This window comes from Pantoea sp. ICBG 828 (genome assembly GCF_002928355.1).
GTDB lineage: Bacteria > Pseudomonadota > Gammaproteobacteria > Enterobacterales > Enterobacteriaceae > Pantoea > Pantoea dispersa.
In genome coordinates, this window is sequence record NZ_POWN01000002.1 from 237,520 (window position 1) to 259,419 (window position 21,900).

22 protein-coding genes are annotated in these 21,900 nt (G+C 56.0%); 12 read left to right on the forward strand and 10 right to left on the reverse strand.

All coding sequences use genetic code 11. From position 1 onward, the window contains the following. Window positions 1-37 precede the first annotated feature (37 nt). Both C1Y43_RS05520 and C1Y43_RS05525 read left to right on the forward strand, forming a co-directional pair. Window positions 38-631, forward strand: a complete 594-nt coding sequence (locus tag C1Y43_RS05520; protein ID WP_104187331.1) for a UbiX family flavin prenyltransferase — start codon at window positions 38-40, stop codon at window positions 629-631. Window positions 632-641: 10 nt separating this feature from the next. Next, entirely contained in the window at window positions 642-2,141 is a 1,500-nt protein-coding gene (locus tag C1Y43_RS05525) for a UbiD family decarboxylase (RefSeq protein ID WP_021509403.1), read from the forward strand. Here C1Y43_RS05525 and C1Y43_RS05530 read toward each other — a convergent pair. After that, window positions 2,138-3,691, reverse strand: a complete 1,554-nt coding sequence (locus C1Y43_RS05530; protein WP_058759152.1) for a sensor domain-containing diguanylate cyclase — start codon at window positions 3,689-3,691, stop codon at window positions 2,138-2,140. The two genes, C1Y43_RS05525 and C1Y43_RS05530, sit on opposite strands and share 4 nt — an antisense overlap. Window positions 3,692-3,840: 149 nt before the next feature. Beyond that, window positions 3,841-4,869, reverse strand: a complete 1,029-nt coding sequence (locus C1Y43_RS05535) for an NAD(P)-dependent alcohol dehydrogenase (protein WP_104187773.1) — start codon at window positions 4,867-4,869, stop codon at window positions 3,841-3,843. Window positions 4,870-4,979: 110 nt separating this feature from the next. On the opposite strand from C1Y43_RS05535, the gene C1Y43_RS05540 reads away from it, so the two are divergent. Further along, window positions 4,980-5,885, forward strand: a complete 906-nt coding sequence (locus C1Y43_RS05540) for a LysR family transcriptional regulator (RefSeq protein ID WP_104187333.1) — start codon at window positions 4,980-4,982, stop codon at window positions 5,883-5,885. Between the two features lie 301 nt (window positions 5,886-6,186). After that, window positions 6,187-6,918, forward strand: a complete 732-nt coding sequence (locus C1Y43_RS05545; RefSeq protein ID WP_146068645.1) for a hypothetical protein — start codon at window positions 6,187-6,189, stop codon at window positions 6,916-6,918. A 42-nt stretch (window positions 6,919-6,960) separates the two neighbouring features. Here C1Y43_RS05545 and C1Y43_RS05550 read toward each other — a convergent pair whose 3' ends face one another. Then, window positions 6,961-7,875, reverse strand: a complete 915-nt coding sequence (locus C1Y43_RS05550) for a LysR family transcriptional regulator (protein WP_104187775.1) — start codon at window positions 7,873-7,875, stop codon at window positions 6,961-6,963. 119 nt (window positions 7,876-7,994) lie between these two features. Here C1Y43_RS05550 and C1Y43_RS05555 point away from each other — a divergent pair, with 119 nt between their 5' ends. The 4 genes from C1Y43_RS05555 to C1Y43_RS05570 all read left to right on the forward strand — a co-directional run bounded on the left by C1Y43_RS05555 (window position 7,995) and on the right by C1Y43_RS05570 (window position 10,492). Beyond that, window positions 7,995-8,732, forward strand: coding sequence for an SDR family oxidoreductase (locus tag C1Y43_RS05555; protein WP_104187337.1), 738 nt, complete (start codon window positions 7,995-7,997; stop codon window positions 8,730-8,732). 36 nt (window positions 8,733-8,768) lie between these two features. Further along, complete coding sequence (locus C1Y43_RS05560; RefSeq protein ID WP_104187338.1) at window positions 8,769-9,683, forward strand: SDR family oxidoreductase; 915 nt, start codon at window positions 8,769-8,771, stop codon at window positions 9,681-9,683. Between the two features lie 60 nt (window positions 9,684-9,743). Then, window positions 9,744-10,004, forward strand: coding sequence for a hypothetical protein (locus C1Y43_RS05565; RefSeq protein ID WP_104187340.1), 261 nt, complete (start codon window positions 9,744-9,746; stop codon window positions 10,002-10,004). Between the two features lie 158 nt (window positions 10,005-10,162). Continuing rightward, a complete protein-coding gene (locus tag C1Y43_RS05570) occupies window positions 10,163-10,492 on the forward strand; it encodes a hypothetical protein (protein ID WP_104187342.1) in 330 nt (109 codons plus the stop codon). On the opposite strand, the gene C1Y43_RS05575 is transcribed toward C1Y43_RS05570, so the two are convergent. Further along, a complete protein-coding gene (locus tag C1Y43_RS05575; RefSeq protein ID WP_021509394.1) occupies window positions 10,476-11,288 on the reverse strand; it encodes a DUF4225 domain-containing protein in 813 nt (270 codons plus the stop codon). The two genes, C1Y43_RS05570 and C1Y43_RS05575, sit on opposite strands and share 17 nt — an antisense overlap. Window positions 11,289-11,615: 327 nt before the next feature. Here C1Y43_RS05575 and C1Y43_RS05580 point away from each other — a divergent pair, with 327 nt between their 5' ends. Both C1Y43_RS05580 and uraH read left to right on the forward strand, forming a co-directional pair. Next, window positions 11,616-12,716, forward strand: a complete 1,101-nt coding sequence (locus tag C1Y43_RS05580) for an NADH:flavin oxidoreductase/NADH oxidase (protein WP_104187344.1) — start codon at window positions 11,616-11,618, stop codon at window positions 12,714-12,716. Between the two features lie 129 nt (window positions 12,717-12,845). After that, complete coding sequence (gene uraH / locus C1Y43_RS05585) at window positions 12,846-13,259, forward strand: hydroxyisourate hydrolase (protein WP_104187346.1); 414 nt, start codon at window positions 12,846-12,848, stop codon at window positions 13,257-13,259. 186 nt (window positions 13,260-13,445) lie between these two features. Here uraH and C1Y43_RS05590 read toward each other — a convergent pair whose 3' ends face one another. Continuing rightward, on the reverse strand, window positions 13,446-14,285 hold the full coding sequence (locus tag C1Y43_RS05590; RefSeq protein WP_104187348.1) for a helix-turn-helix transcriptional regulator: 840 nt from the start codon (window positions 14,283-14,285) through the stop codon (window positions 13,446-13,448). A gap of 99 nt (window positions 14,286-14,384) precedes the next feature. Between C1Y43_RS05590 and C1Y43_RS05595 the strand changes: the two genes are divergently transcribed. Next, a complete protein-coding gene (locus C1Y43_RS05595; RefSeq protein WP_104187350.1) occupies window positions 14,385-15,281 on the forward strand; it encodes an SDR family oxidoreductase in 897 nt (298 codons plus the stop codon). Window positions 15,282-15,396: 115 nt separating this feature from the next. On the opposite strand, the gene C1Y43_RS05600 is transcribed toward C1Y43_RS05595, so the two are convergent. The 5 genes from C1Y43_RS05600 to C1Y43_RS24070 all read right to left on the reverse strand — a co-directional run bounded on the left by C1Y43_RS05600 (window position 15,397) and on the right by C1Y43_RS24070 (window position 20,558). After that, window positions 15,397-16,635 (reverse strand): aromatic amino acid transporter, encoded by a 1,239-nt coding sequence (locus C1Y43_RS05600; protein ID WP_104187352.1) that lies wholly within the window; start codon window positions 16,633-16,635, stop codon window positions 15,397-15,399. 158 nt (window positions 16,636-16,793) lie between these two features. Continuing rightward, a complete protein-coding gene (locus tag C1Y43_RS05605) occupies window positions 16,794-17,804 on the reverse strand; it encodes a Gfo/Idh/MocA family protein (protein WP_104187354.1) in 1,011 nt (336 codons plus the stop codon). Between the two features lie 31 nt (window positions 17,805-17,835). Continuing rightward, a complete protein-coding gene (locus C1Y43_RS05610) occupies window positions 17,836-18,657 on the reverse strand; it encodes a TIM barrel protein (RefSeq protein WP_058781498.1) in 822 nt (273 codons plus the stop codon). Between the two features lie 136 nt (window positions 18,658-18,793). Then, complete coding sequence (locus C1Y43_RS05615; RefSeq protein WP_058781499.1) at window positions 18,794-20,239, reverse strand: sugar porter family MFS transporter; 1,446 nt, start codon at window positions 20,237-20,239, stop codon at window positions 18,794-18,796. Window positions 20,240-20,390: 151 nt separating this feature from the next. Then, the gene (locus tag C1Y43_RS24070; protein ID WP_233209798.1) at window positions 20,391-20,558 is read right to left on the reverse strand and encodes a hypothetical protein; all 168 of its coding nucleotides are present in this window, start codon (window positions 20,556-20,558) and stop codon (window positions 20,391-20,393) included. Between C1Y43_RS24070 and C1Y43_RS05620 the strand changes: the two genes are divergently transcribed. Continuing rightward, window positions 20,557-21,900 (forward strand): MFS transporter, encoded by a 1,344-nt coding sequence (locus tag C1Y43_RS05620; RefSeq protein ID WP_233209799.1) that lies wholly within the window; start codon window positions 20,557-20,559, stop codon window positions 21,898-21,900. The two genes, C1Y43_RS24070 and C1Y43_RS05620, sit on opposite strands and share 2 nt — an antisense overlap.

Sequence of the window (21,900 nt, forward strand, 5' to 3'; positions counted from 1 at the left end):
ACGCGCCGGAAAATTTTTGCCTTTCACAGGAGGCCTTATGCGCATTATTGTCGGCGTAACCGGTGCCACCGGTGCCCCACTCGCGCTGCGATTACTGCGGCAGCTGGCGGACATTCCGCACATCGAAACGCATCTCATTTTGTCACGCTGGGGAAAAGTGACGCTGGAACATGAAACCAACTGTTCTCTCAACGACATCAAACAGCTGGCCAATGTGTTTCATCCGGCCGGTGACCAGGCCGCGACTATCTCTTCGGGCTCATTTGTCACCGACGGGATGGTGATTATTCCCTGCAGCATGAAAACGCTGGCCGGTATCCGCAGCGGGTATGCGGAAGGGCTGATTGGCCGCGCCGCTGATGTCGTCCTGAAAGAGCAGCGCAAACTGATTCTGGTACCGCGCGAAACCCCGCTTAACACCATTCATCTGGAAAACATGCTGGCGCTGTCACGCATGGGCGTCAGCCTGATTCCGCCTGTGCCGGCCTGGTACAACCATCCGGCCACAATCGCCGATGTGGAAAATCATATCGTGGGTCGCGTGCTGGATCAGCTTGGTATCGACACTGCTGGCGCCACGCGCTGGCAGGGTTTGCATCCCGCCAGTGATGACCAGACACTCTCAAACTAAGGAACAGCCTATGTCAAACACATCTCCCTCTTCGCACAGCAGTGAGGTTTACGATCTGCGCTCTGCCATCGAACTGCTGAAACAATTTGATGGTGAGTATATTGAGACTGATGAACCGGTGAATCCCGAAGCGGAACTGTCCGGTGTCTATCGTTACGTTGGCGCGGGCGGTACCGTGATGCGTCCCACGCAGACCGGACCGGCGATGGTGTTTAATCACATCAAAGGTTACGACAACTTTCGCGTACTAATTGGTTTGCTGGCTTCACGGCAGCGCGTGGCGCGCCTGCTAGGAGTGCCGAAAGAAAAGCTGGCGCATCTGCTGCGTTCATCGGTACACAACGCCATTGCGCCGGTGGAAATAAGCCAGCAGCAGGCGGTTTGTCAGGAAGTGGTGCACCTCGCCACGGACGACGGTTTTGATATCCGCCGCCTGCTGCCCGCGCCAACCAACACGCCTGAAGATGCCGGCCCCTATTTCACCATGGGGATGTGTTATGCCGCCGATCCGGAAACCGGCGAACATGACGTCACTATTCACCGCTTGTGTGTGCAGGGCAAAGATGAGATCTCGATGTACTTTGTACCGGGCCGCCATCTTGATCAGTTCCGCATCAAGGCTGAGCAGGCGGGCAAAGCGTTGCCGATTACCATCAGTATTGGCGTCGATCCGGCCATCGAAATTGGTGCCTGTTTCGAGCCGCCGACCACACCGCTCGGTTTTGATGAGCTGGCGATAGCCGGGGGCTTGCGCGGTCGGGCGGTTGAGCTGGTTAAGGGTGTCGCCGTTGATGCCCGCGCCATTGCCCATGCAGAGATCGTGATTGAGGGTGAACTGGTGCCGGATTATCGCGTACAGGAAGATCAGCATACCCATAGCGGTAAAGCGATGCCGGAATTCCCGGGTTATACCGGTGAAGCGCAGGCGGCAGTGCCGGTGATTAAAGTCAAAGCCGTGACGCACCGCAAAAACCCCATCCTGCAAACCTGCATCGGACCGAGCGACGAGCACACCAATCTGGCCGGAATCCCGACCGAAGCCAGCATTCTCGATATGGTTGAGCGTGCGTTACCGGGTCTGGTGAAGAATGTACATTGCCCTTCGCCAGGCACCGGGAAATATGTTGCGGTGCTGCAAATCAATAAGCGCGGCCCGCAGGATGAGGGACGCCAGCGTCAGGCCGCCCTGCTGGCTTTCTCGGCCTTTTCAGAGCTGAAGCACGTGTTCCTGGTCGATGAAGATGTTGATGTGTTCGACTTAAATGACGTGATTTGGGCGATGACCACGCGTTATCAGGGCGACGCGGATACCATCTTTATTCCGGGCGTGCGCTGTCACCCGCTCGATCCCTCACAGGATCCGGCCTTCAGCAACTCGATTCGCGCCCATGGCATTACCTGTAAAACCATTTTTGACTGTACGGTGCCGTATGACCTGAAACACAACTTCCAGCGCTCGCAGTTTATGGAAGTCGATGTTTCACGCTTCATTCCTGGTTTTAACCGTTAATCACTCACTGCCCGCCAGGCCTGCGCCTGATTGCGTCCGCTATGCTTGGCCTGGTACAACGCCGCATCAGCATGTTCGATCAGGTTGCCGGCCTGATCGTCATGCCAGGTGGTCGCACAGCCCGCGCTGAGCGTCACCTGCGCGTCGGGCAGTGCGGAAGCGGCGTGAGGCAGATGCAGGTCAGCAATCGCCTGTACTGCCTGACGCGCAATATTCAGCGCCGCATGCTGATCGGCACCGGCGAGGATGATGGCAAACTCCTCGCCGCCATAGCGCGCGACCATGTCGCTCTGCCGTAGCTTGAGGCGTTTAAGCGCGTCGGCCACCTGGCGTAAACAGTGATCGCCTGCGACGTGCCCGTAGCGATCGTTGTAGTGTTTGAAGTAGTCAATATCCATCAAAATCAGCGACACCGGCGCTGATTTTTCCCGCAGATTATGCAAAGCATTCTGCAAAAAGCGGTCAAACTGTCTGCGGTTAGCCAGACCGGTCAGCCCATCGAAAAACGCCAGCTGATCCAGATGGTGATTGGCATCGGCGAGGTCGTTTTTTAGTTTGAGCAGTGCTTCCTGATAATGCTGGCTATGCCGAGCCTGACGAATGACAAACAGTCCAAGCAGGATAATCGCGACCAGCAGCGCCACGTTCAGGGAAATATCCTGTAGTCGCCCTTTCACCCAGCGCAGATACAGATTGCGCTTGTCATAACCCGCCGCGACGACCAGCGGATAGCGTTCTGAGCTGGCGAAGCCGAAGATGCGCACCTGGCCATCCAGCGCCGCGTTCCACTCGCCGCTGCCGCGATCGGCTTTCACCAGCATCTGCTGGAACAGATGGCTGGCGGAGAGACTCTTGCCGATATAGCTGTCGGGCATTGGACGAGCATAGAGCACCGTGCTGTCTGCCAGCATCAGTACCAGCACGTCACGTGGCCCCAGCTCGTAGTAACTGTAAAAACGGCGGAAATAATCCACTTTAATGGTGGCTAACAGGATGCCTTTGAAATCACGCGCGGCATCGCTGACGCGCAGGGAAACCGGAATAACCAGATCGCCAGTGCTGCGGCTGCGAATCACCGGGCCGATGTGCAAACTGTCACGGCTGTTGTTGCGGTGATAGCGGAAATATTCACGGTCAGAGTTGTTGGTGCCCACTGGCACGCTGCGCGTGGAGGTGGCGATCCAGCGTCCCTGCTCATCGTAGTAAAACAGCCCATGCAGCTGCGGCAGACGGCTTTGCAGATCGCGCATAATCTGGCTCAGGTTGGCGGCGTTTAGCTTTTCCAGCGGCTGCGCCTGCAGGTCGCGCTGCACTTCACGCAGGGCCAGTTCGGTCTGGAGCACGGTATCTTCCGCCTGACGTGACTGTGACAGGGAAAGATTGACCGCCATCTCTTCCGTCTGGCGCACCGCGCCGTGCCAGTCTTCGCGCAGCGTCCACAGGGTGAGCGCAATGATCGCGCATATCAGCAATCCGCCGGACAGCAAAATACTGCGCAGCAGCGAGGAACCTGAAATGATTGCCGCTTCATTTTTCCTTTTAAACGTCATGTTTCACCCTGTTGCCGTGTCAACGCTAAGTTAAGCACATAATCAGCGACGGGATTTTCAGGATTAAAGGCGGTAATGATGTCATGCGTGGCGATGGCCGCTGGACGACGGGTGAATGCTGCATAAATCGCCAGCGAACAGCGCGCGTCTCACTCGCTGCTCAGCGTGATGACTACCTTACCGAAATGCCCCCGGTCCAGATGGTCCAGCGCTGATGGCAGGTCAGAAAACGCGTACACCGAGTCGATCACCGGCTTTATGCCGGTCCGATCAACTGCACGAATCAGGCGCGTGAGTGCGCGGCGGCTACCGGTGCCGATACCATGAAGGGTCACGTCTTTCATCATCAGCGGCATTGCTGGTGAGCTAAAGTCAAAGCCCTCAAGCGCGCCGATCTGGCAGATGTGCCCACCGACCGCCGCCAGCTGCACGGATTTCCCCAGGTGATCGCCACCGATGACTTCAAGGATATGATCGGCGCCGTGGTTGGCGGTGATGCGGTAAATTTCCTCCATCCAGTCTTCACGGTGGCGATCCACATAATGGTCGGCCCCCAGCGCTTTTGCCCGGTCGGCATTGCTGGCTCTGCCGGAGACAATCACCTGCGCGCCATGCGCTTTGGCAATCTGCAAACCAAACAGGGCAACCCCGCCGGTACTGGGAATCAGTACAATATCGCCAGCCTGCACGCCGGCACGTTCGACCAGCGCGAACCAGGCGGTGAGACCGGCACAGGGCAATGTGGCAGCCTGAATCGGGTTAAGCGTCGCGGGGGCGGTAACCAGCCACGCTTCCGGCATAACCACATATTCAGCCAGCACGCCGGGATAATAGCCGCCCAGCGTTTTATAGGCCGGCGTGCGCGCATCGCCGGGACGCACACCGTCGATCCAGTCGGACATAAACGTTGAAATAACCCGGTCACCGATGCTGAAGCGGCTGACCCCTTCCCCCCGGCCAACAACAACGCCGGCCAGATCGGACCCCGGTGTAAAAGGAAACGCAAGCGGCAGGCCCCGGCCATTCTCAATTACCATCTTGTCCCGGTGATTCAGGGCGACGGCTTCAACCTTCACCAGCACCTGCTGCGGACCCGGAACCGGCATCGCGACCGTTCTCAGTTCGAGGTTATCGCGCCCGATGGCGTCTGTTTCCCAGCGTCGCATGTATTTTGTCATCGTAAAGCCCTTCCAGGTCATTAATTTTGTTGGTGTTGTTAGTCTCCGGCTTCTGATTATGAATAACAATACGCTATAATCGACACAGCTTGTTGAGCCGGGAAGCAATAATGAAAGGCAGCGAATATAGCGAACTCCGGGCATTTGTGTGTGTCGCGGAGGAACGCAGTTTCAGACGGGCGGCGCAGCGCCTGGGTGTGTCGCCCTCCGCGCTGAGTCATACCATCCGCGCGCTCGAGGAGCGTTTGGGTAGCCGGTTACTCAACCGGACCACCCGCAGCGTGGCGCCGACAGAAGCAGGACAGGCCCTGCTCAATCGCCTGATGCCGGCGATGGCGGAGATCGCCTCGGCCGTCAGGGACGTCGGTGCCTGTCAGGAGGAGCCGCGTGGACGGATTCGCATCAATCTGCCGCGTATTGCTGCCCGCATGTTGATTGCGCCCATGCTGCCGTCATTCAGGGAGAACTATCCGCATGTCTCTCTTGATGTGGTCATTGATGACAGCCTGACAGACATTGTCGGCAAGGGATTCGATGCCGGCATCAGATCGGGACAACTCGTGCAGCAGGATATGATTGCCGTGCGGCTGACGCCCGACATGCGGATGATTGTGGTCGGTTCCCCGGACTACTTTTCACGCCATCCCGAGCCACAACATCCGCAGGATTTGCGCCAGCATCAATGCCTCACCTATCGCTGGGCCGATACCGGGGTGCTGCAACGTTGGGAATTTCATGGGCCGGAAGGCGCGCACAGCGTGAATGTTGAAAGCATAGTCACCGCCAACGAAACGGATTTTGTGCTCGACGCCGCGTTGAAAGGAACCGGGCTGGCCTATATCAGCGATCAGTTCGCACAACCCTGGATTGAACGCGGCGAACTCAGGCAGGTACTGGGCGAGTGGTCTGCAGTGTTTTCAGGTCTTCATCTCTATTACGTTAACAATCCCCATATGTCGGCCTCGCTGAGAGCGTTTATTGACCAGTTAAAATCCTTTGTCGCGACGAGGCGTTGAAATCAGCAAGCGCCATGCTGCTGGCCCCGCCACGAATATTAAATCACGCTAATCATTAACCCTGCTGTCGTTCCGGTTGTTACCGCCGGTATTTTCTCCCCTGTAACGCGCCTTATCCCCTGCCGCCACGCTTTTCTGACGATCTAAATTTGCAACAAAAATTTATTCAATCATTAAATTATATTTATTATATTAGCGAAACTTTAATGTGGACTGGTTGAGGATTACAGTGCATTTAACAAGGAAATCAGTGATTAGCAGCGCTATCTCTGATGGCGTACTGACAAAAAGAACCCACAGAATGTGCAGGATACTTAATGGTATCGATCAGCGCATTAGCATTACACCGGCAAGCGGATTGATTGACTTCCTTAAAGGGATGGAGGTGACCAACGAACAGTACCGGCGCAGTGGAATCGTTAAGGAAAAACGCTCAATTTTTCTCTATAACGAAGGGCTGCTGAATCCGGAAAGCACGCTGTTTCTCGCCCGCAAAGGCCAGGATATCCTCGGCACGCTAAGCGTCATCGCCAATCACAATAACTGTCTGCCGTGCAGCAAACTTTTTCGTGAAGAGATGGCCGCCCTGCAGCTGGAAAAGCGCAAAGTGGTAGAGCTTGGCACGCTGTCGGTACGCTATCAGGCAGACAGTGAAAACATCGTGTTTATGCTGTACCTGAAAATCATGATCTACACCATTTTCATTGAACAGGTGGATGACATCTTTATTCAGGTCAAAGAGAAGGTTGCTGCGTTTTACGAGCGCAATTTCCTGTTCAAACAGGTCGGCGGCACCAAAAAGCACCCGGATTACAGTGACCTTAACGCCACGCTGCTGCGCGTGGACGTGAAAAGCATCCGCGACAAAATTTATGAGCAGCAGTGTTATGGCCCGATGGGCTGGCTGCGCATGCTGCGTGAACTTGGTTTACTGCAGCACTACCGCACGCTGAGCCAGCAGTGCCACAGCTGCCCGCGCTTTACGCCGGATCAGCGGGACGCGGAGCTCTATCAATATTTGTGTAATCTGTGACGGCGCCAGCCGTCTCTGCACCGTTTTCGATTTTCACACAGATCACTTGCCGGCATGGCTATCCACGTCGTGCTGCAGGAAGAGATCTTTTAGCCATTCGATGAAGACCCTGACTCTGGGTGATAGCTGTCGGTTGCGCGGATACAGGACAGAGACGGGAGACGGTTCAGGTGGAAAGGCTTTGAGCAATTCGACGAGGGCTCCCGTCTTCAGATCATCTTCCACGTGATAACGCGGCACCTGGATGATGCCGAGTCCCATGCGCGCCACGGATACAAAGGTATCAGCCGCATTGACGGTAATTGAAGTTTTGATCGTCGTGGTGATGCGCTTGCCGTCCACCCTGAATGCCAGAGGGAGTATGCCGCTGCTGCCCGTGGTGCGAAATCCGATCATCCTGTGGCCGGAATGCAGTTCATCCGGATCCGACGGAAGCCCGAACCGGGAGACGTAACCGGGCGAAGCGACCGTGACCTCTTCCAGCGTGGCGACGCACCGTGCGATCATATCGCTGTCCTGCGGCGTTCCGACACGCAGGACACAATCAATTCCCTCACGCACCAGATCGACCAGCCGGTCACCCTCGCTCAGATAGATTTCGATATCAGGATAAGCTTCGAGAAAACAAAGAAGATGCGGCAGAACAAAATGTCTTGCCAGCGTGCCATGAACATCGACACGCAACAATCCCTTCGGTCGGGCGCCGGCAAACGCCCCCTCGGCATCCTCGATATCGTCCAGTATAGAAACGCAGCGCTTGTAGTAGGCTTCACCGTCCAGCGTCGGGCTGACGTGACGCGTGGTGCGTTCCAGCAGCTTAATGCCCAGGCGCGACTCAAGTTGCTTAATCGCGTCCGTTACGGTCGAGCGTGGCAGGCCGAGGTCTTGCGCCGCCCTTGTGAAGCTGCGGCGCGCTACCACACGCGTGAAAACGCGCATCGTATCAATTCTGTCCATGGCATTGTTCGTCATTATCGGATTCTGATACCAGATAATGACTGATTATCCGGAAAGGATACAGTGCTAGATTTTCTCCGTGTTCAGGCGCGATACCGCGCGAAAATGGGAGAATATCTATGTCTGTTTCAGAGAAAGTTGCAATCGTAACCGGTGCATCCCGCGGAATTGGTGCCGCCATTGCCAGGCAGCTTGCTGCGGACGGCTTTGCCATCGTGGTGAACTATGCCGGCAACGCAGAGGCTGCTGCCGCCGTGGTTGAGGAGATCGAAGCCGCCGGTGGCAGAGCCATCACCGCGCAGGCGGACGTTGCTGATGCCAGCCAGGTCAAACGCATGTTCGATTTAGCCGAATCTGCGTTTGGTGGTATTGATGTGCTCGTCAATAATGCCGGCGTAATGATGTTGTCTCCGCTGGCCAGCGCCGACGATCAGAGTTTTAGCAAGCAGATTGACATCAATCTTAAGGGGACGTTTAACACCCTGCGCGAAGCGGCAAACCGCCTGCGCTCTGGCGGGCGCATCATCAACTTCTCCACGTCGGTTGTCGGGCTTAAGCTTGAGAATTATGGCGTCTATGCCGCGACCAAGGCGGCCGTCGAAACACTGACAACCATCATGTCCAAAGAGATGCGCGGACGCAGCATCACCGTCAATGCCGTCGCGCCCGGTCCGACTGCGACCGACCTCTTCCTCAATGGGAAAAGCGATGAACTGATCGCGCGCATGTCCAAAATGAATCCGCTGGAACGCCTCGGCACCCCTGAGGATATCGCTAATGTCGTTTCTTTCCTCGCCGGACCACAGGGCTGCTGGATGAACGGACAGATCCTGCGCGCCAATGGCGGAATGGTCTGAGCCGCAAACTGCAGATTGAGTCAATGGAGTACTGTTATGTCTCAGAAGATTATCCTTGTGACCGGATCTTCAAGCGGCTTCGGTCGCCTGACCGCCGAAGCGCTGGCGCGTGCTGGTCATACCGTTTATGCATCAATGCGGGGTATTGCGGGCCGTAATGCCGCAAATGTCCGCCAGTTAAACGAACTTTCCACGCGGGAAGGAATTGACCTTCGGCCGCTGGAACTTGATGTTCAGTGCGATAAATCGGTTGATGCTGCCATTGAAACGGTAATATCCGACGCCGGAAAGCTTGATGTGGTGGTACACAATGCTGGCCACATGATGTTCGGTCCGGCCGAAGCCTTCACGCCAGAGCAGTTCGCCCAGCAATATGACGTTAACGTACTGGGAACGCAGCGCGTCAACCGGGCCATACTGCCGCATATGCGCTCCCGACGTGAAGGCCTGCTGGTCTGGATTTCCAGTTCCAGCGTGACCGGCGGCACACCGCCCTATCTGGCCCCTTATTTTGCCGCCAAAGCGGCGATGGATACGCTTGCCGTTCAGTATGCGCGCGAGCTCAGCCGATTCGGCATTGAGACGACAATCATCATGCCGGGAGCCTTTACCAAAGGGACCAACCATTTTGCCCATTCTGGAAGTCCTGCCGACACCGGGCGTGTCGCGGAGTATGAAGCAGGTCCTTATGCCGGATTCGGCGATGTTGTGCAAAATGCCTTTGCGGGGATAGTGCCGGAGGATGCCGATCCCGCGCGCGTTGCAGCACAGATTGCCGATGTTGTCGGTATGCCGTTTGGTACGCGTCCATTTCGTGTGCATAACGATCCGTCCGAAGACGGCGCGAATATCGGCTTTGCGGTCATCGACCGTTTGCGCGCCGAAATGCTACATCGGGTTGGATTGTCCGACCTTCTGACGCCAGCGAAAGCACCGTCGTGTGAAGGGTAACAGTCGTGACTGGCGGGATCGCTCGCCGGTCGCTTTACCATATAAACAGGAGCGCCGGAAATGCACACCGTTGTCATCCTTATCTGTGGCTTTGCGCTATTTGGCATCTTCCTGACTTTTGGATGGCTCTGGCATTTAGGGCCCTTTCCCAGTGAGTTAACCACGAAAAGTTTCATCGCCGTCTGGGTGGTAATCGCATTCATCAACATGTGGACAGGTATTAACAAAGCCGGCTATGCGTTCAGTGAAGAATTGTCCGTACTGCCGTTCGTGTTGCTGCCGCCGGTCATCGCTGCCGGTTTCGTGCTGTTTCTCTGGTAAATCGATTACAAGTAACCAGCAAGTCAGACGAATGACGTAAGCTGCTGTTTCAAAGTTAAATTAACTAACATCGAAACATGATTCACAGATGGCGATTTATCGCCTGTTTTCGGGTAAACTCACTGGTGATGTTATGGTGAATTTTAAGGATGAAATCCATGAAAATTAGCGAAGAATCACTGCTGGAGTCCGGCTTCAGTCATAAAGATCTCCAGAAAATTAAAAGCAATGTGGAAAATTTCGGGGGAACTCTTGATGAAGTGGTTCAGGATTTAGCAAAACGATTCAATGTAGCTAAGTGGATAACTATTATTGCTTTTTTAATCCTGATTTTTACATCTGTTTTATCTACAAAAAATAACACTCTCTCTCTGGCTTTTGCGTTAATTGTAGGGTTACCTTTTATCTGGTATTTGACGCCCGCCAAACTCGCTTTTAAAGCCTGGCGGTATAAAAAACATACTTCCGGGATTAAGGGCGATCTGTAATTGTCATCAGATCAAAAATAACTTTGGCCTTCACGCCGTATCCAACAATTTTCATGGTTAGTTTTGGCCGACTTAACGTACTGACTTTCCTGTAATAATCGATGGGCATATAGCGAAATAGCCTCCATGCTCCAGGCTTTCTTATTAAGCCTAAGATGCTGTAAGCGTTAGCAATAAGTGAGATTGATTTATATACGCCTAATCCACTTTTAGAACTAAAACCCATAAATTCAGCCGTAGACATAGCAGCATTGGCAGCGAACCCTTCAGATGAAGAATCATGAAGTACCTGATGGCTAAATTCTTTACTAAGGCCATTGAATCCATCCACAACGAGTATTGCGCCAGCCAGCACACCCAATGGATTAGCGCTAGCCAGTAGCGTTGTTCCTAAAGCTATTTCTGCGCCCGAAAGCACTACATTCACAGCAGAAATCACATAACCGACAATTTTGTTATTTTCCCGGACGAACTCCACTTTAGCGTAAAGTTTCGCAGTATTCCTGCGCAGCATTTGCCCCTGCTCTGCAAGATTTTCGGTCTCTGCCCTGAGATTTTTTACGCAGGCCATGCACTCTTCATCAGACTTTGCGCGCCGGGCAATCGAGAACTGCTCTTCAATCACATCCCTTATTTCCTGCACAAACTGGAGTCGCGTAAGTCCATCCCTGATGTGAAACCCGGCTTCACGGTTAGCAGTTTCAATCAGCTTACGGGCTTCAAGATTGACCATCGATTCTGCCCAGGCCCTGTTGCGCCCATTTGAACGCATCATTGCGAGTAGTGCTTCATCCATTTCACAGTTCCTTTGATTAGCCGATGATTCGATAATACTTAATCAGATCCCGCTTTAACATGAGAAGTTATTTTGGGCCGCTGGGTTTACGCCTGTCCAGAATCACTTAGCGTTAGCTTGCATTCTGTTTAGCCTCAGCCCCTGGTTTAAATAAATGGCGCTAGTTAGCCTTACTGGCACGTTAGCCGAATCAGGCACCATTACATCAATGACTAATAGTATGTTGTAATTAATGGGTGTCATTGCCGCTTACATCTGGCATTGCTGCAAATCCGGCTGCAGCTCCTATGCTGTAGGGAGTCATTAACGTGCGGATATGAGGTATGCATGAGTTTACTGTTTAGCGCGACGCAGCTTGGCGAGTTGTCGCTGGAAAATCGTATTGTGATTGCACCGATGTGCCAATACTCAGCGGAAGAAGGTCAGGCAACGGCCTGGCACCGCATTCATCTCGGCCAGCTGGCGCTCTCTGGCGCGGGACTGCTGATTATCGAGGCGACGGCAGTGGAAGCCATTGGCCGTATCACGCCGGGCGACCTGGGGTTATGGGACGACGCGACAGAAGCCGCGCTGGCCAGCGTGCTGCAGGACGTACGGCGCTACGCTACCCTGCCGATTGGCATTCAGTTGGGTCACGCCGGGCGCAAAGCGTCCTGTGCTGCGCCATGGCAAGGCGGTGCGCAGCTCTCTGAGGAACACGGCGGCTGGCAGACCGTCGCGCCGTCTGCGCAGCCGTTTGGACAGGATGAGCGTCCGCCGGCCGCACTCAGCAAACAGGATCTGGCGCAGCTGAAACAGGCCTTTGTCGATAGCGCTCTGCGCGCGGTACGCATCGGCATTCAGCTGGTCGAACTGCATGCTGCGCACGGCTATTTGCTGCACCAGTTTCTGTCGCCGCTCAGCAACCAGCGTGACGATGAATATGGCGGCTCATTAGAGAACCGTCTGCGTTTCCCGCTTGAGGTGTTCAAGGCGCTGCGCGCTGCGCTGCCGGCTGAAATCCCGGTTGGCGTGCGGCTTTCTGCCACCGACTGGATCGAGGGCGGCTGGGATAATCAGCAATCGATTGTTTTCAGCCAGCAGCTTGAAGCCGCAGGCTGCGCCTATATTCACGTCTCCAGCGGGGGGCTGGCACCGCAGCAGCAAATCAGCGTCGGTCCAGGTTATCAGTTGCCGTTCGCTCGCGAGATTCGCCAGCAGGTCTCGATTCCGGTGATTGGCGTGGGGCTGATTACCGAACCGAAACAGGCCGAGCAGGCGCTGCAGGAGCAGGATGCCGATTTGATCGCGCTGGCACGCGCGGTACTGTATGACCCACGCTGGCCATGGCACGCCGCCGCCGAACTGGGTGCGCAGGCCAAAGCGCCGCCACAGTATCTGCGTTCCGAACCACACGGCCTGAAAGGTACCCTGATCAGCAACCAGTAGTTCCCCTGACCGGCAGCCGCCCGGTTGCCGGTTCTGCTCTGGGAAATTTCACAGATTTCAGCCCATTGTGCGCGACTGCACTGTTTTCGTCTTATGCTTTCCCGGCCAATTAACCAAAAGGAAGATGAGATGAAATTGCAGCATTATTTACTGGGCGGCGCGCTCTGCGCTTTCAGCGTGAGCGGCCTGGCCGCTGAGATGAAAAATCCCCTGAGCGTGCATGTGCTGAATCTGCAAACCGGCGTACCGACCGCAGGTATTGAGGTCGAGCTGGATAAGAAACAGGGGGAAGAGTGGGTGAAACTGGCGCAGGGCACCACCAACGATCAGGGACGTATTCCAGCGCTTTACCCGGCGGGCCAGAAGGCGCAGACCGGGATTTACCGCGTAATTTTTAAAACCGGTGACTATTACAAAAAAAACAGTCAGCCGACCTTCTTCCCGGAAATCCCGGTGATGTTCAACCTGGATAATACCGAGCAGCATTACCATATTCCACTGCTGCTCAGCCAGTACGGCTACTCCACCTATCGCGGCAATTAAGCAAAAAGGCGCTGCGGACGGTATATTTATACCAGTACGTTTTGTTGAACAGGTGCCTCGTTAAGCGATTGAATCAGGCAGGAGAATCTCTATTCCGTTGCTCCTGCCCATTACAGGGTAAGCCTGTTTTTTTCGACTGGTGTGATTGCTATAGCGTGCTGGCTGACGCATTAAAAACTGTCTGACTCAGACTACGCGCTGAGCTGAGTTCTGTGAAATCCAGCGCTCTGTTTTCGCTCTGCTTTCATCGGTTGCCGGGTTAAAGAGCATCATCGTTAAATCCGGCCTGCCTTCAACAGAAAAGGTCGAGAACTCCAGGGCAATCGTCCCCATTTGCGGATGATGCAGCACCTTAAACCCTTCGCCATGCCCGGCCACATCGTTGTTACGCCACAGGCGGGCGAAGTCAGCGCTTTGAGCGGATAGCTCCTCAACCAGTCGATCAATTTCCTCTGAAGCCCCCAGGCGCGCGGCATCCGCCCGAAAGGCGTTGACGATGAGACGGGCAACGCCCTCCCAGTCGTCTTGCATCCCCCGCGCTTCCTGATCGGTAAACAGCAGGCGCAGAATATTGCGCCGCGCGGGCGGAAGTTGCCCGTAATCCTTCAGCACAACCGTCGCCGGATGATTCCATGCCACCACATCCCAGGTGGCGGTTTTAATAATCGCCGGAATCGTCAGCCTTTCCAGTACGCGTTGCAGCCGTGGGGTTATGCTGTCGGACCGACTTACCCGGTTTTCTGGCGGATGCCCAAATGCGAGGATGAACAGATGATCGCGCTCGGGAGACGTAAGCCGCAGTCCGGCAGCAATGCGGTTCAGTACCTCACGCGAGGGCGCTCCCCCGCGGCCCTGCTCAAGCCAGGTGTACCAGGTCGGGCTGATATTCGCGAGCTGGGCAACCTCTTCGCGGCGCAGGCCCGGCGTACGGCGGCGGCCGGGCAAAAAACCAAACGAAGCCGGGTCAATTGCCAGACGGCGTGCCCTTAAAAACTCACCCAGCGGATTTTCAGAAAGCAGCGTCATAAATCACCCTGTTAATGTTTATACCCTGATAACTTCACTACTTTAATAGTAAAAGATCCGCGCTTACGCTGTCGCACTAAATCACTCAGGAGACAGGCTATGCGTATTTTTATAACGGGTGCGACGGGCTTTATCGGCTCACGCGTTGTATCGGCCCTGCTGGCTCGCGGCCATCAGGTGACCGGTCTTGTACGTTCAGAAGAAGCAGCTCAGCAGTTAAACGATAAGGGCGCGACAGCCCAGCGCGGTACGCTGGAAGATCCCCAGGCATGGATTGCCGGCATTGACCAATGTGATGCGGTGATTCACACCGCTTTCGATCATGATTTCAGTCGTTTTGTCGATAATTGCGAAAAAGACCGCCGCGTTATTCGCGCGATTGGCTCTGTGTTGCAGGGCAGTCAGCGTCCGCTGCTCATCACTTCTGGTACCGGAATGGGTGATGACGGCAGCGGCCAGCCCGCTCTTGAGCAGAATTTCAACCCGGCACACCCTAACCCACGCGTCGCCTCGGAGCTGGAAGGCACTAAGCTCCTTGAATCGGGAATCGACCTACGTGTGGTGCGTTTACCTCAGGTTCACAACACTGAACGTCAGGGATTAATCAGCTATTACATCGCTCTTGCCAGGGAGAAAGGCGCGGCAGCTTATATCGGCGGAGGTGAAAACGCCTGGTGCGCGGCACACGTTGATGACGTCGCCGGGCTGTACGTAAAAGTGCTTGAGCAAGGCGAACGCGGCAAACGGTATCATGCGGTAGCAGAGGAAAGTATTGCCTCACGGCTGATTGCTGAAACCGTGTCAGCAGGGCTGGGTATTCCTGCCGTTTCGCTGAAAGCCGATCAGGCCGCGGAGCATTTCGGCTGGTTCACCGCTTTCGCCAGGCTGGATCTGCGTGCCAGCGGTGCCTGGACGCGGCAGCAGCTCAACTGGCAGCCCAACGGACCGGGTCTTATCGCTGATTTAAGCAGAGTGAATTATTCAACCCAGTCGTAGCCCCAGCGCCAGGTAGCGGCGCAATTCAACGCGCAATTTACAACGGCGCGGTGGCCAGATTAGCGCGATAAATCGCGCCGCTACGAATACCTCTGAACCCCATGGCTCTCGCCACTCAGGCCGCAGCAAATTGCGGTAACATACCCAGCCAGCTCAGCGTCCATGCCAGCACATTCAACGCGCCGAAAAGCATTACCAGGCCAATCGCCAGTGGCGTACGCGGCCGATCGGCAAAGCGCTGTTGCGCACGCCGCGCCAGCAGCGCCGGAATAATCACCGCCCACAGCGTGGCAAACAGACCGGCAAAACCGATGGCGGTGACGAAGCCATGCGGCCACCATAGCGAAGCGAGCAGCGGCGGCAAAAATGTCAGGCAGGCGGTTTGCAGACGCGCGCGCGGGGAATGCCCCCAGCCGAGGCGGTCGGCGATGAAATCAAACAGGCCTGCCGTCACGCCGAGAAACGAGGCTATCACCGCAAAATGTGAGAACACCGACATCATCAGCGATAACGCGCGCACGTGCAGATGATCGCGCAGCGCGGCCATCAGTGCGGCAATATCTCCACCCTGCTGCACGATGTCAGGAAACGCGGCGCGCGGCAAATTCCCCATGGTGCAGACAATCCAGAACAGGTAGAGCGCCAGCGACATCAGCGTGCCCAGCACCAGCGCGCGTGTCACCGGCGACTCGCGGCGCTGATAATAACTCACGAGTCCGGTGATGTTACCGTGATAGCCAAAAGAGGCCAGACAGAACGGCAGCACGCCCATTGCGTAAGGCCAGTAGCTGTCTCCCGGCGCGGCGGCAGCGAACAGCGAGGGCACGTCTACCTGGGTTAACAGTCCGCCGAACAGCAAAATCAATAGCAGGATTTTTGCCAGCACGCAGAACGTCATCAAACGACTAACGCCGGTGGTGCCGAGCCACACCACGGCGGCGACACACAACGTCAGCGCGATTTTGGCCCCGGCGGTTGAGAGCGGCACGCCAAGCTGATTCAGCGAGTGCTGGTAAACCGGACCGCTGGCTGAGATATAGGCGTAGGTGAGAATGCCCAGCACAAACAGGATGCTGAGGCCATTGATGCTGGCCCAGCCGCGCCCAAGCAAATCGCGCGTCAGCGTATCGTAGCCTGCGCCTGGCGGATAATGCAGGCTGACACGCATAAACAGCAGCCCGGAGAGCAGCATTGCGCCCCAGCTGATGCCCAGTAGCAGCAGCGCCCAGCCAAACCACGCCCCGGCCATCACGATCGGCAACGTAAACATACCGGCGCCCACTACCGTCCCACAGATGATCATGGCGCCCCACCATACCGAGGGCTGGCGGCGCGCCATTACGCTCTCCGTCATCACACTTTTCCTTGCACAACATAAAGGCGGCGATGATACACGGGATCGCTAACAAATGTGAGGCGCGGGCTGTGACTGACGGGAAGATGGCTGTCAACAGGTGACAATGTCACATAAAGGCGCACCGGTTAGGGTGCGCCAGCCGCGATGTGGCGGGATTAACGATAAAAAGCCGGACGTGGCGGCATGGTAATCGGGACAATATCACCGTTGTTCTGTGCCGCAACACAGGCATCGGCCGCCACAGCGGCGGCATAGCCATCCCACGCCGACGGGCCTGTCATATTGCCCGACAGCACGTTGTTAATGAAATCCTGCAGCTCAACGTCATAGGCAGCGATAAAACGCTTTTTCCAGTCGGTCAGAATGCCGGTGGAGAGCTGCGCCGCGTGGCGAGTCTGTACCGACATTGGTTCAGGCAGGCGGGCAATGCCGCTCTCGCCAACCACCTCACACTGAATGTCGTAACCATAGGCGCAATTCACGAAGATCTCGACATCAATGCGGATGCCCTTTGCGGTTTCCAGCAGCACAATCTGCGGATCCTTCAGGTGCGATGACGCGTGGCGGGTCTTGCGTGGGTAAATCACCTGCGCACTGACGTAATCATCGTTCAGCAGCCAGCGCAGCACGTCGAGTTCATGGATCAGCGTATCGGTGATCGCCATATCGGTGGTATAAGCATCGCCGACCGCCGGATTGCGGTGCGCGCAGTGCAGCATCAGCGGCTCACCCAGGGTGCCGTCGTGGATAACCGCTTTCAGCGCCCGATAGCCGCTGTCGTACGGTCGCATAAAACCCACCTGCACCAGCTTTTTGCCCGCGGCTATTTCCGCTTCGACAATGTTCATACAGCCCTGCGCGGTCACCGCCAGTGGCTTCTCGCAGAATACCGCTTTGCCGGCTTTGATGGCTGCCAGCACAAACTCTTCATGCGTCGGGCCCCACGAGGTAACCAGAATGGCCTGCACCTCCGGCGCGGCGATCAGATCGTGCGCGTTGTCGTAAATCTCTGCCCGCAAGCCGAGCTCGCTAATCACCTGCTCACAGTTGCTGCGATTGATATCATTAAGCGCGACCACGCGCGCATGCTGCAGCACCTGGCTGCAACGACGAATGTGTTCACGGCCGATAGCGCCAGTGCCGATTACACCAATATTGAGTGTCATGCGAGGTTCCTTCAGCAAAATGCCGGATTGGTTAGTGGTTGAGATAATCAATGCTGCTGCGGATTTCGCGCGCAATATCCTCAGCGCTCCAGCTCTCCATCACCGACGAAAACGGCTCGAAAGCATAAACACCGCGATAGCCCATCTCTTCCAGGCGCTGCACCTGCTCGCGGGATTTCAGCAGGTCATCCGCGCTCAGCATGATGCGCTCTTCGTCGGTGAGTTGATGAGTCGGGCGCGCATCCGTTACGCCAGAGAGATGCACCAGGCCGATGTGATTCACGTCTACGCCACCGGCGAAATCCTGTTCGGCGCCTTCGTACAGGTGATGATGGAAGGTATCCAGCACGATGTTAAACGGCACACCGGCCTGAGCGATGAGCTGCTGCGCCAGCGCGGCCGAGCGCAGTGAACTCTGCGGAAAACCGAGCGGTTCAACCAGCCCGGCAACACCATATTCGGCAAACAGCGGCGCCAGGGTTTGCAGCGCCTGTACGGTTTGCTCATTACTCACCGGCGTCCCATCATTGAGCGGACAGAGCACCAGCGCTTTCGCCCCGGTGGCGCGCGCATCGGCTAACAGCGCGCGCGTTTTTTCCAGCACCGCATCATCTAACTGATTGAAGGGATACACTGCGTTGATGGTTTCGATCTCAAGCTGATGCTGCGCTGCCAGGCGACGCACTTCCTCACCGCCTGCGCCGTCGGTCACGCTGCCGCTTTTCATATCGTTGCGTATTTCAACTTTATTTAATCCCAGCTGTTCCACCAGCGCGAAGAATTCCGCCATGCTGAGATGAGGGGCAATTTTACGGTTAACACAGAATCGGTCACTGCTTATTTTGTAGGTCATGATCTTTCCTGGATAATAATCACTGGGTAAGGTTCTGTTTGCTGCAAGCTACTGACATGCCCTGATAGTAAGTTATCTTTTTTGCCCGCTCTGCGGCTTCTTTGAGTGATTTACATCAGCCTGAGCGCCCTCACATTTAGTCTTTACCGTCATACAGTTCATAGAAATAGTGTTCGACCTGTTCCAGGCTGCGCCCTTTGGTTTCCGGGATAGCACGCAGTACAAACAGGGCGCCGCCGATCCCGATCACCGCAAAGGTGAGAAACGCCCCGGCCAGGCCAAAGGCGGCCAGCAACAGCGGGAAGGCCATGGAAATGGCGAAGTTGGCAATCCACAAGGCAAAAACGGCACCGCCCATGCAAATGCCGCGCATGCGCGCCGGGAAGATTTCCGACAGCAGCAACCAGGTTACCGGTGACAGCGCGCCCTGCTGAAAACATAAAAACATCAGCATTCCGGCCAGTACCAGGTAGGCCCGCAGCAGATTAACCGCACCACCGGCGTGATACTCCGGCATTAGCAGGCACACCGTGGCGATAAAGAACAGGCAGGCGGTACAGCCCATCTGCCCTATCAGCACCAGCGGACGACGACCAACCTTACCGATTATCACGATCCCCACCAGCGTCATGATTACCGAGATGACGCCGTTGGCGATGGTGGCGAACAACGCCGCATCGTTGCTCAGGCCGGTGGCAGTGAGCATGGTTGGCGCGTAGTACATGATGGTATTCACACCGGTCAGCTGTTGGATGGCGGCAATGCCAATTCCCAGTAAAAACACTTTGCGCAACCATGGCGTGCGCAGATCACGCAGGCGACCTTTGCCTTGCTGGCGATGCTCTTCGATGGTCTCTTCGATCTCCTCCAGCTCCCACTCTACATCCTCCGCCGCCCGGGTTTTCTCCAGCACCCTGCGCGCGCCAGCGGTGTTGCCGCGCATGACGTGCCAGCGTGGACTTTCCGGCATAAAGATCATCCCGATCCACAACAGCACGGCGGGTACGGTGGAGATGGCCAGCATCCAGCGCCAGGTATGTTCGCCACCCCAGATTTCATTGAAGGTCGCATTGGAGACATAGGCCAGCAGCTGGCCAGAGACAATCATCAGCTCCTGCAGCGTCACCAGTTGACCGCGTTTATTCGCCGGGGCAATTTCCGCGATATACACCGGCACGGTGGCAGCCGCCCCGCCGACGGCAATACCGAGAAACAGGCGTGACGCAATCATCGTCACCACATCAGGTGCGAAGGCAGAGCCGACCGCGCCGAGGGCGAAAATAAAGGCCAGCGTGATGATGATTTTGCGGCGCCCGAGGGCATCCGCGAAGTGCCCTGCCAGCAGTGCGCCAAAGGCAGCGCCGAACAACAGTGAACTGGTGACCAGCCCGGTAGTGAACGGCGTGAGATGTAAATCGCTGCGCATGAAGAGCAGCGCACCCGATACCACGCCGGTATCGTAACCAAACAGCAGCCCGCCGAGTGTCGCCACCAGCGCGATGATTTTAACGAAGGGTTCGGTTTTTGTTGTGCTGTTGGGGCCGGACGCGGTGTTGGTGGAGAGATAAAGTTCTTTTTCCATAATACCTCCTGGTAAAAAATGCGTTAGGAAAAGCATCAGAACAAAGCAGCGCGTCCAGGCTATCGGCATTTTTATTTCATGTTAATTTATATTTGAAACCTGCTTTTCAAATTGTGAGTTCAAGCCTTTTGACCGGTTTATTTTGATGGATTTACATCAGCCGAAAAAAGATGAATGAAGATTGGGCGAGGTGGTTATTGAAGCGCAGCAGATCGGCCCCTTTACGCCAGAAGTCGCCACGCTTTGTGATCAATCGCGCAACAACTGCACAAACCTTCTTGTATGGTAGTCGCTCTTTCACCTCTTCGGGATTTGTCATGGCCTCATCAACTGTTGCTCAATCTGATACCGCTGAAGCTCACCCTAAATCATTGATCCGCCGCGTCGCCAGCGCCTCGGCGATAGGCACGGCGGCAGAGTATTACGACTTTTTCGCTTACGGTACGGCAGCGGTACTGTTCTTTGGCCATCTATTCTTTCCCAGCCACGATCCGCTGGTCAGCACACTCGCTGCCTTCGCCACTTATGCGGTTGGCTTCCTCGCACGTCCCATTGGCGGCATGGTGTTTGGGCACATCGGCGACAAAGTGGGACGCAAAAAAGCGCTGGTGGCGACTATCCTGATCGTGGGCCTTGGCACGTTCTGCATTGGTCTGCTGCCAACCTACGAAAAAATTGGCGTCTGGGCCCCGGTATTACTGATTGCCATCCGCTTGCTGCAGGGGTTTGGCGTCGGCGGCGAACAGGCGGGCGCGGTATTAATGACAGCCGAGTATGCGCAGCCTTCCCGGCGCGGTTTCTTTGCCAGTTGGGTGCAGATTGGTGCCCCGGTCGGGTTTCTGCTGCCGCTGGCGCTGTTCGCTGTGCTTAATGCCGCGCTGAGCGCGGAGCAGATGATGGACTGGGGCTGGCGCGTGCCTTTTCTGCTCAGCGCGCTGCTGGTGATTGTCGGCCTGTTTATTCGCCTGCGCATTGATGAATCGCCGGTCTTCGCCGCCATTCGTGAAACCAAAGCGGCAGAATCCAGGCCGTTAAAAGAGGTGCTGCGTGGTAATCCGCGGCTGGTGGTCAACGGCGTGGCAGCGAAACTGATCGAAGCCTGCGCCTTCGCCCTGTTTACCGTCATCATCCTTGCCTGGGGTAAGGCTAATCAGCTTGATGCCGGCATTCTGATGAACAGTATGATCGTCGCGGTGATCCTCGAAGTCCTGGCGATCCCGCTCATGGGTGCCCTTTCCGACCGCATCGGTCGCAAGCCGGTTTATCTGATCGGCACGCTGCTGATCATGCTCTCGATCGTGCCATTTTTTCTCGCGCTGGCGCACAACAGCTACTGGCTCACGCAACTGGCGATGATCGTGGCGCTGACGCTGGGCCACAGCATGTGTTATGCCCCGCAGGCGTCATGGTTCCCCGAACTTTTTCCCACGCACATTCGCTGCAGCGGTATCGCGGTGATCTGGCAGATCGGTTCGCTGATCGGCAGCGGCGTACTCGGACTGGTGGCGGTGAAAATTCTGCAGATGACCCACGGCCACTGGTATGGTCTGGCGCTGTATATTGCAGTGCTGGGAGTGATTTCTTTGTTCGGCCTGCTGCGTTTGCCGGAAACGGCGCCAGCCCGCCGCCAGGGTGAATATCACCCGTGGCAGCAGCATTAA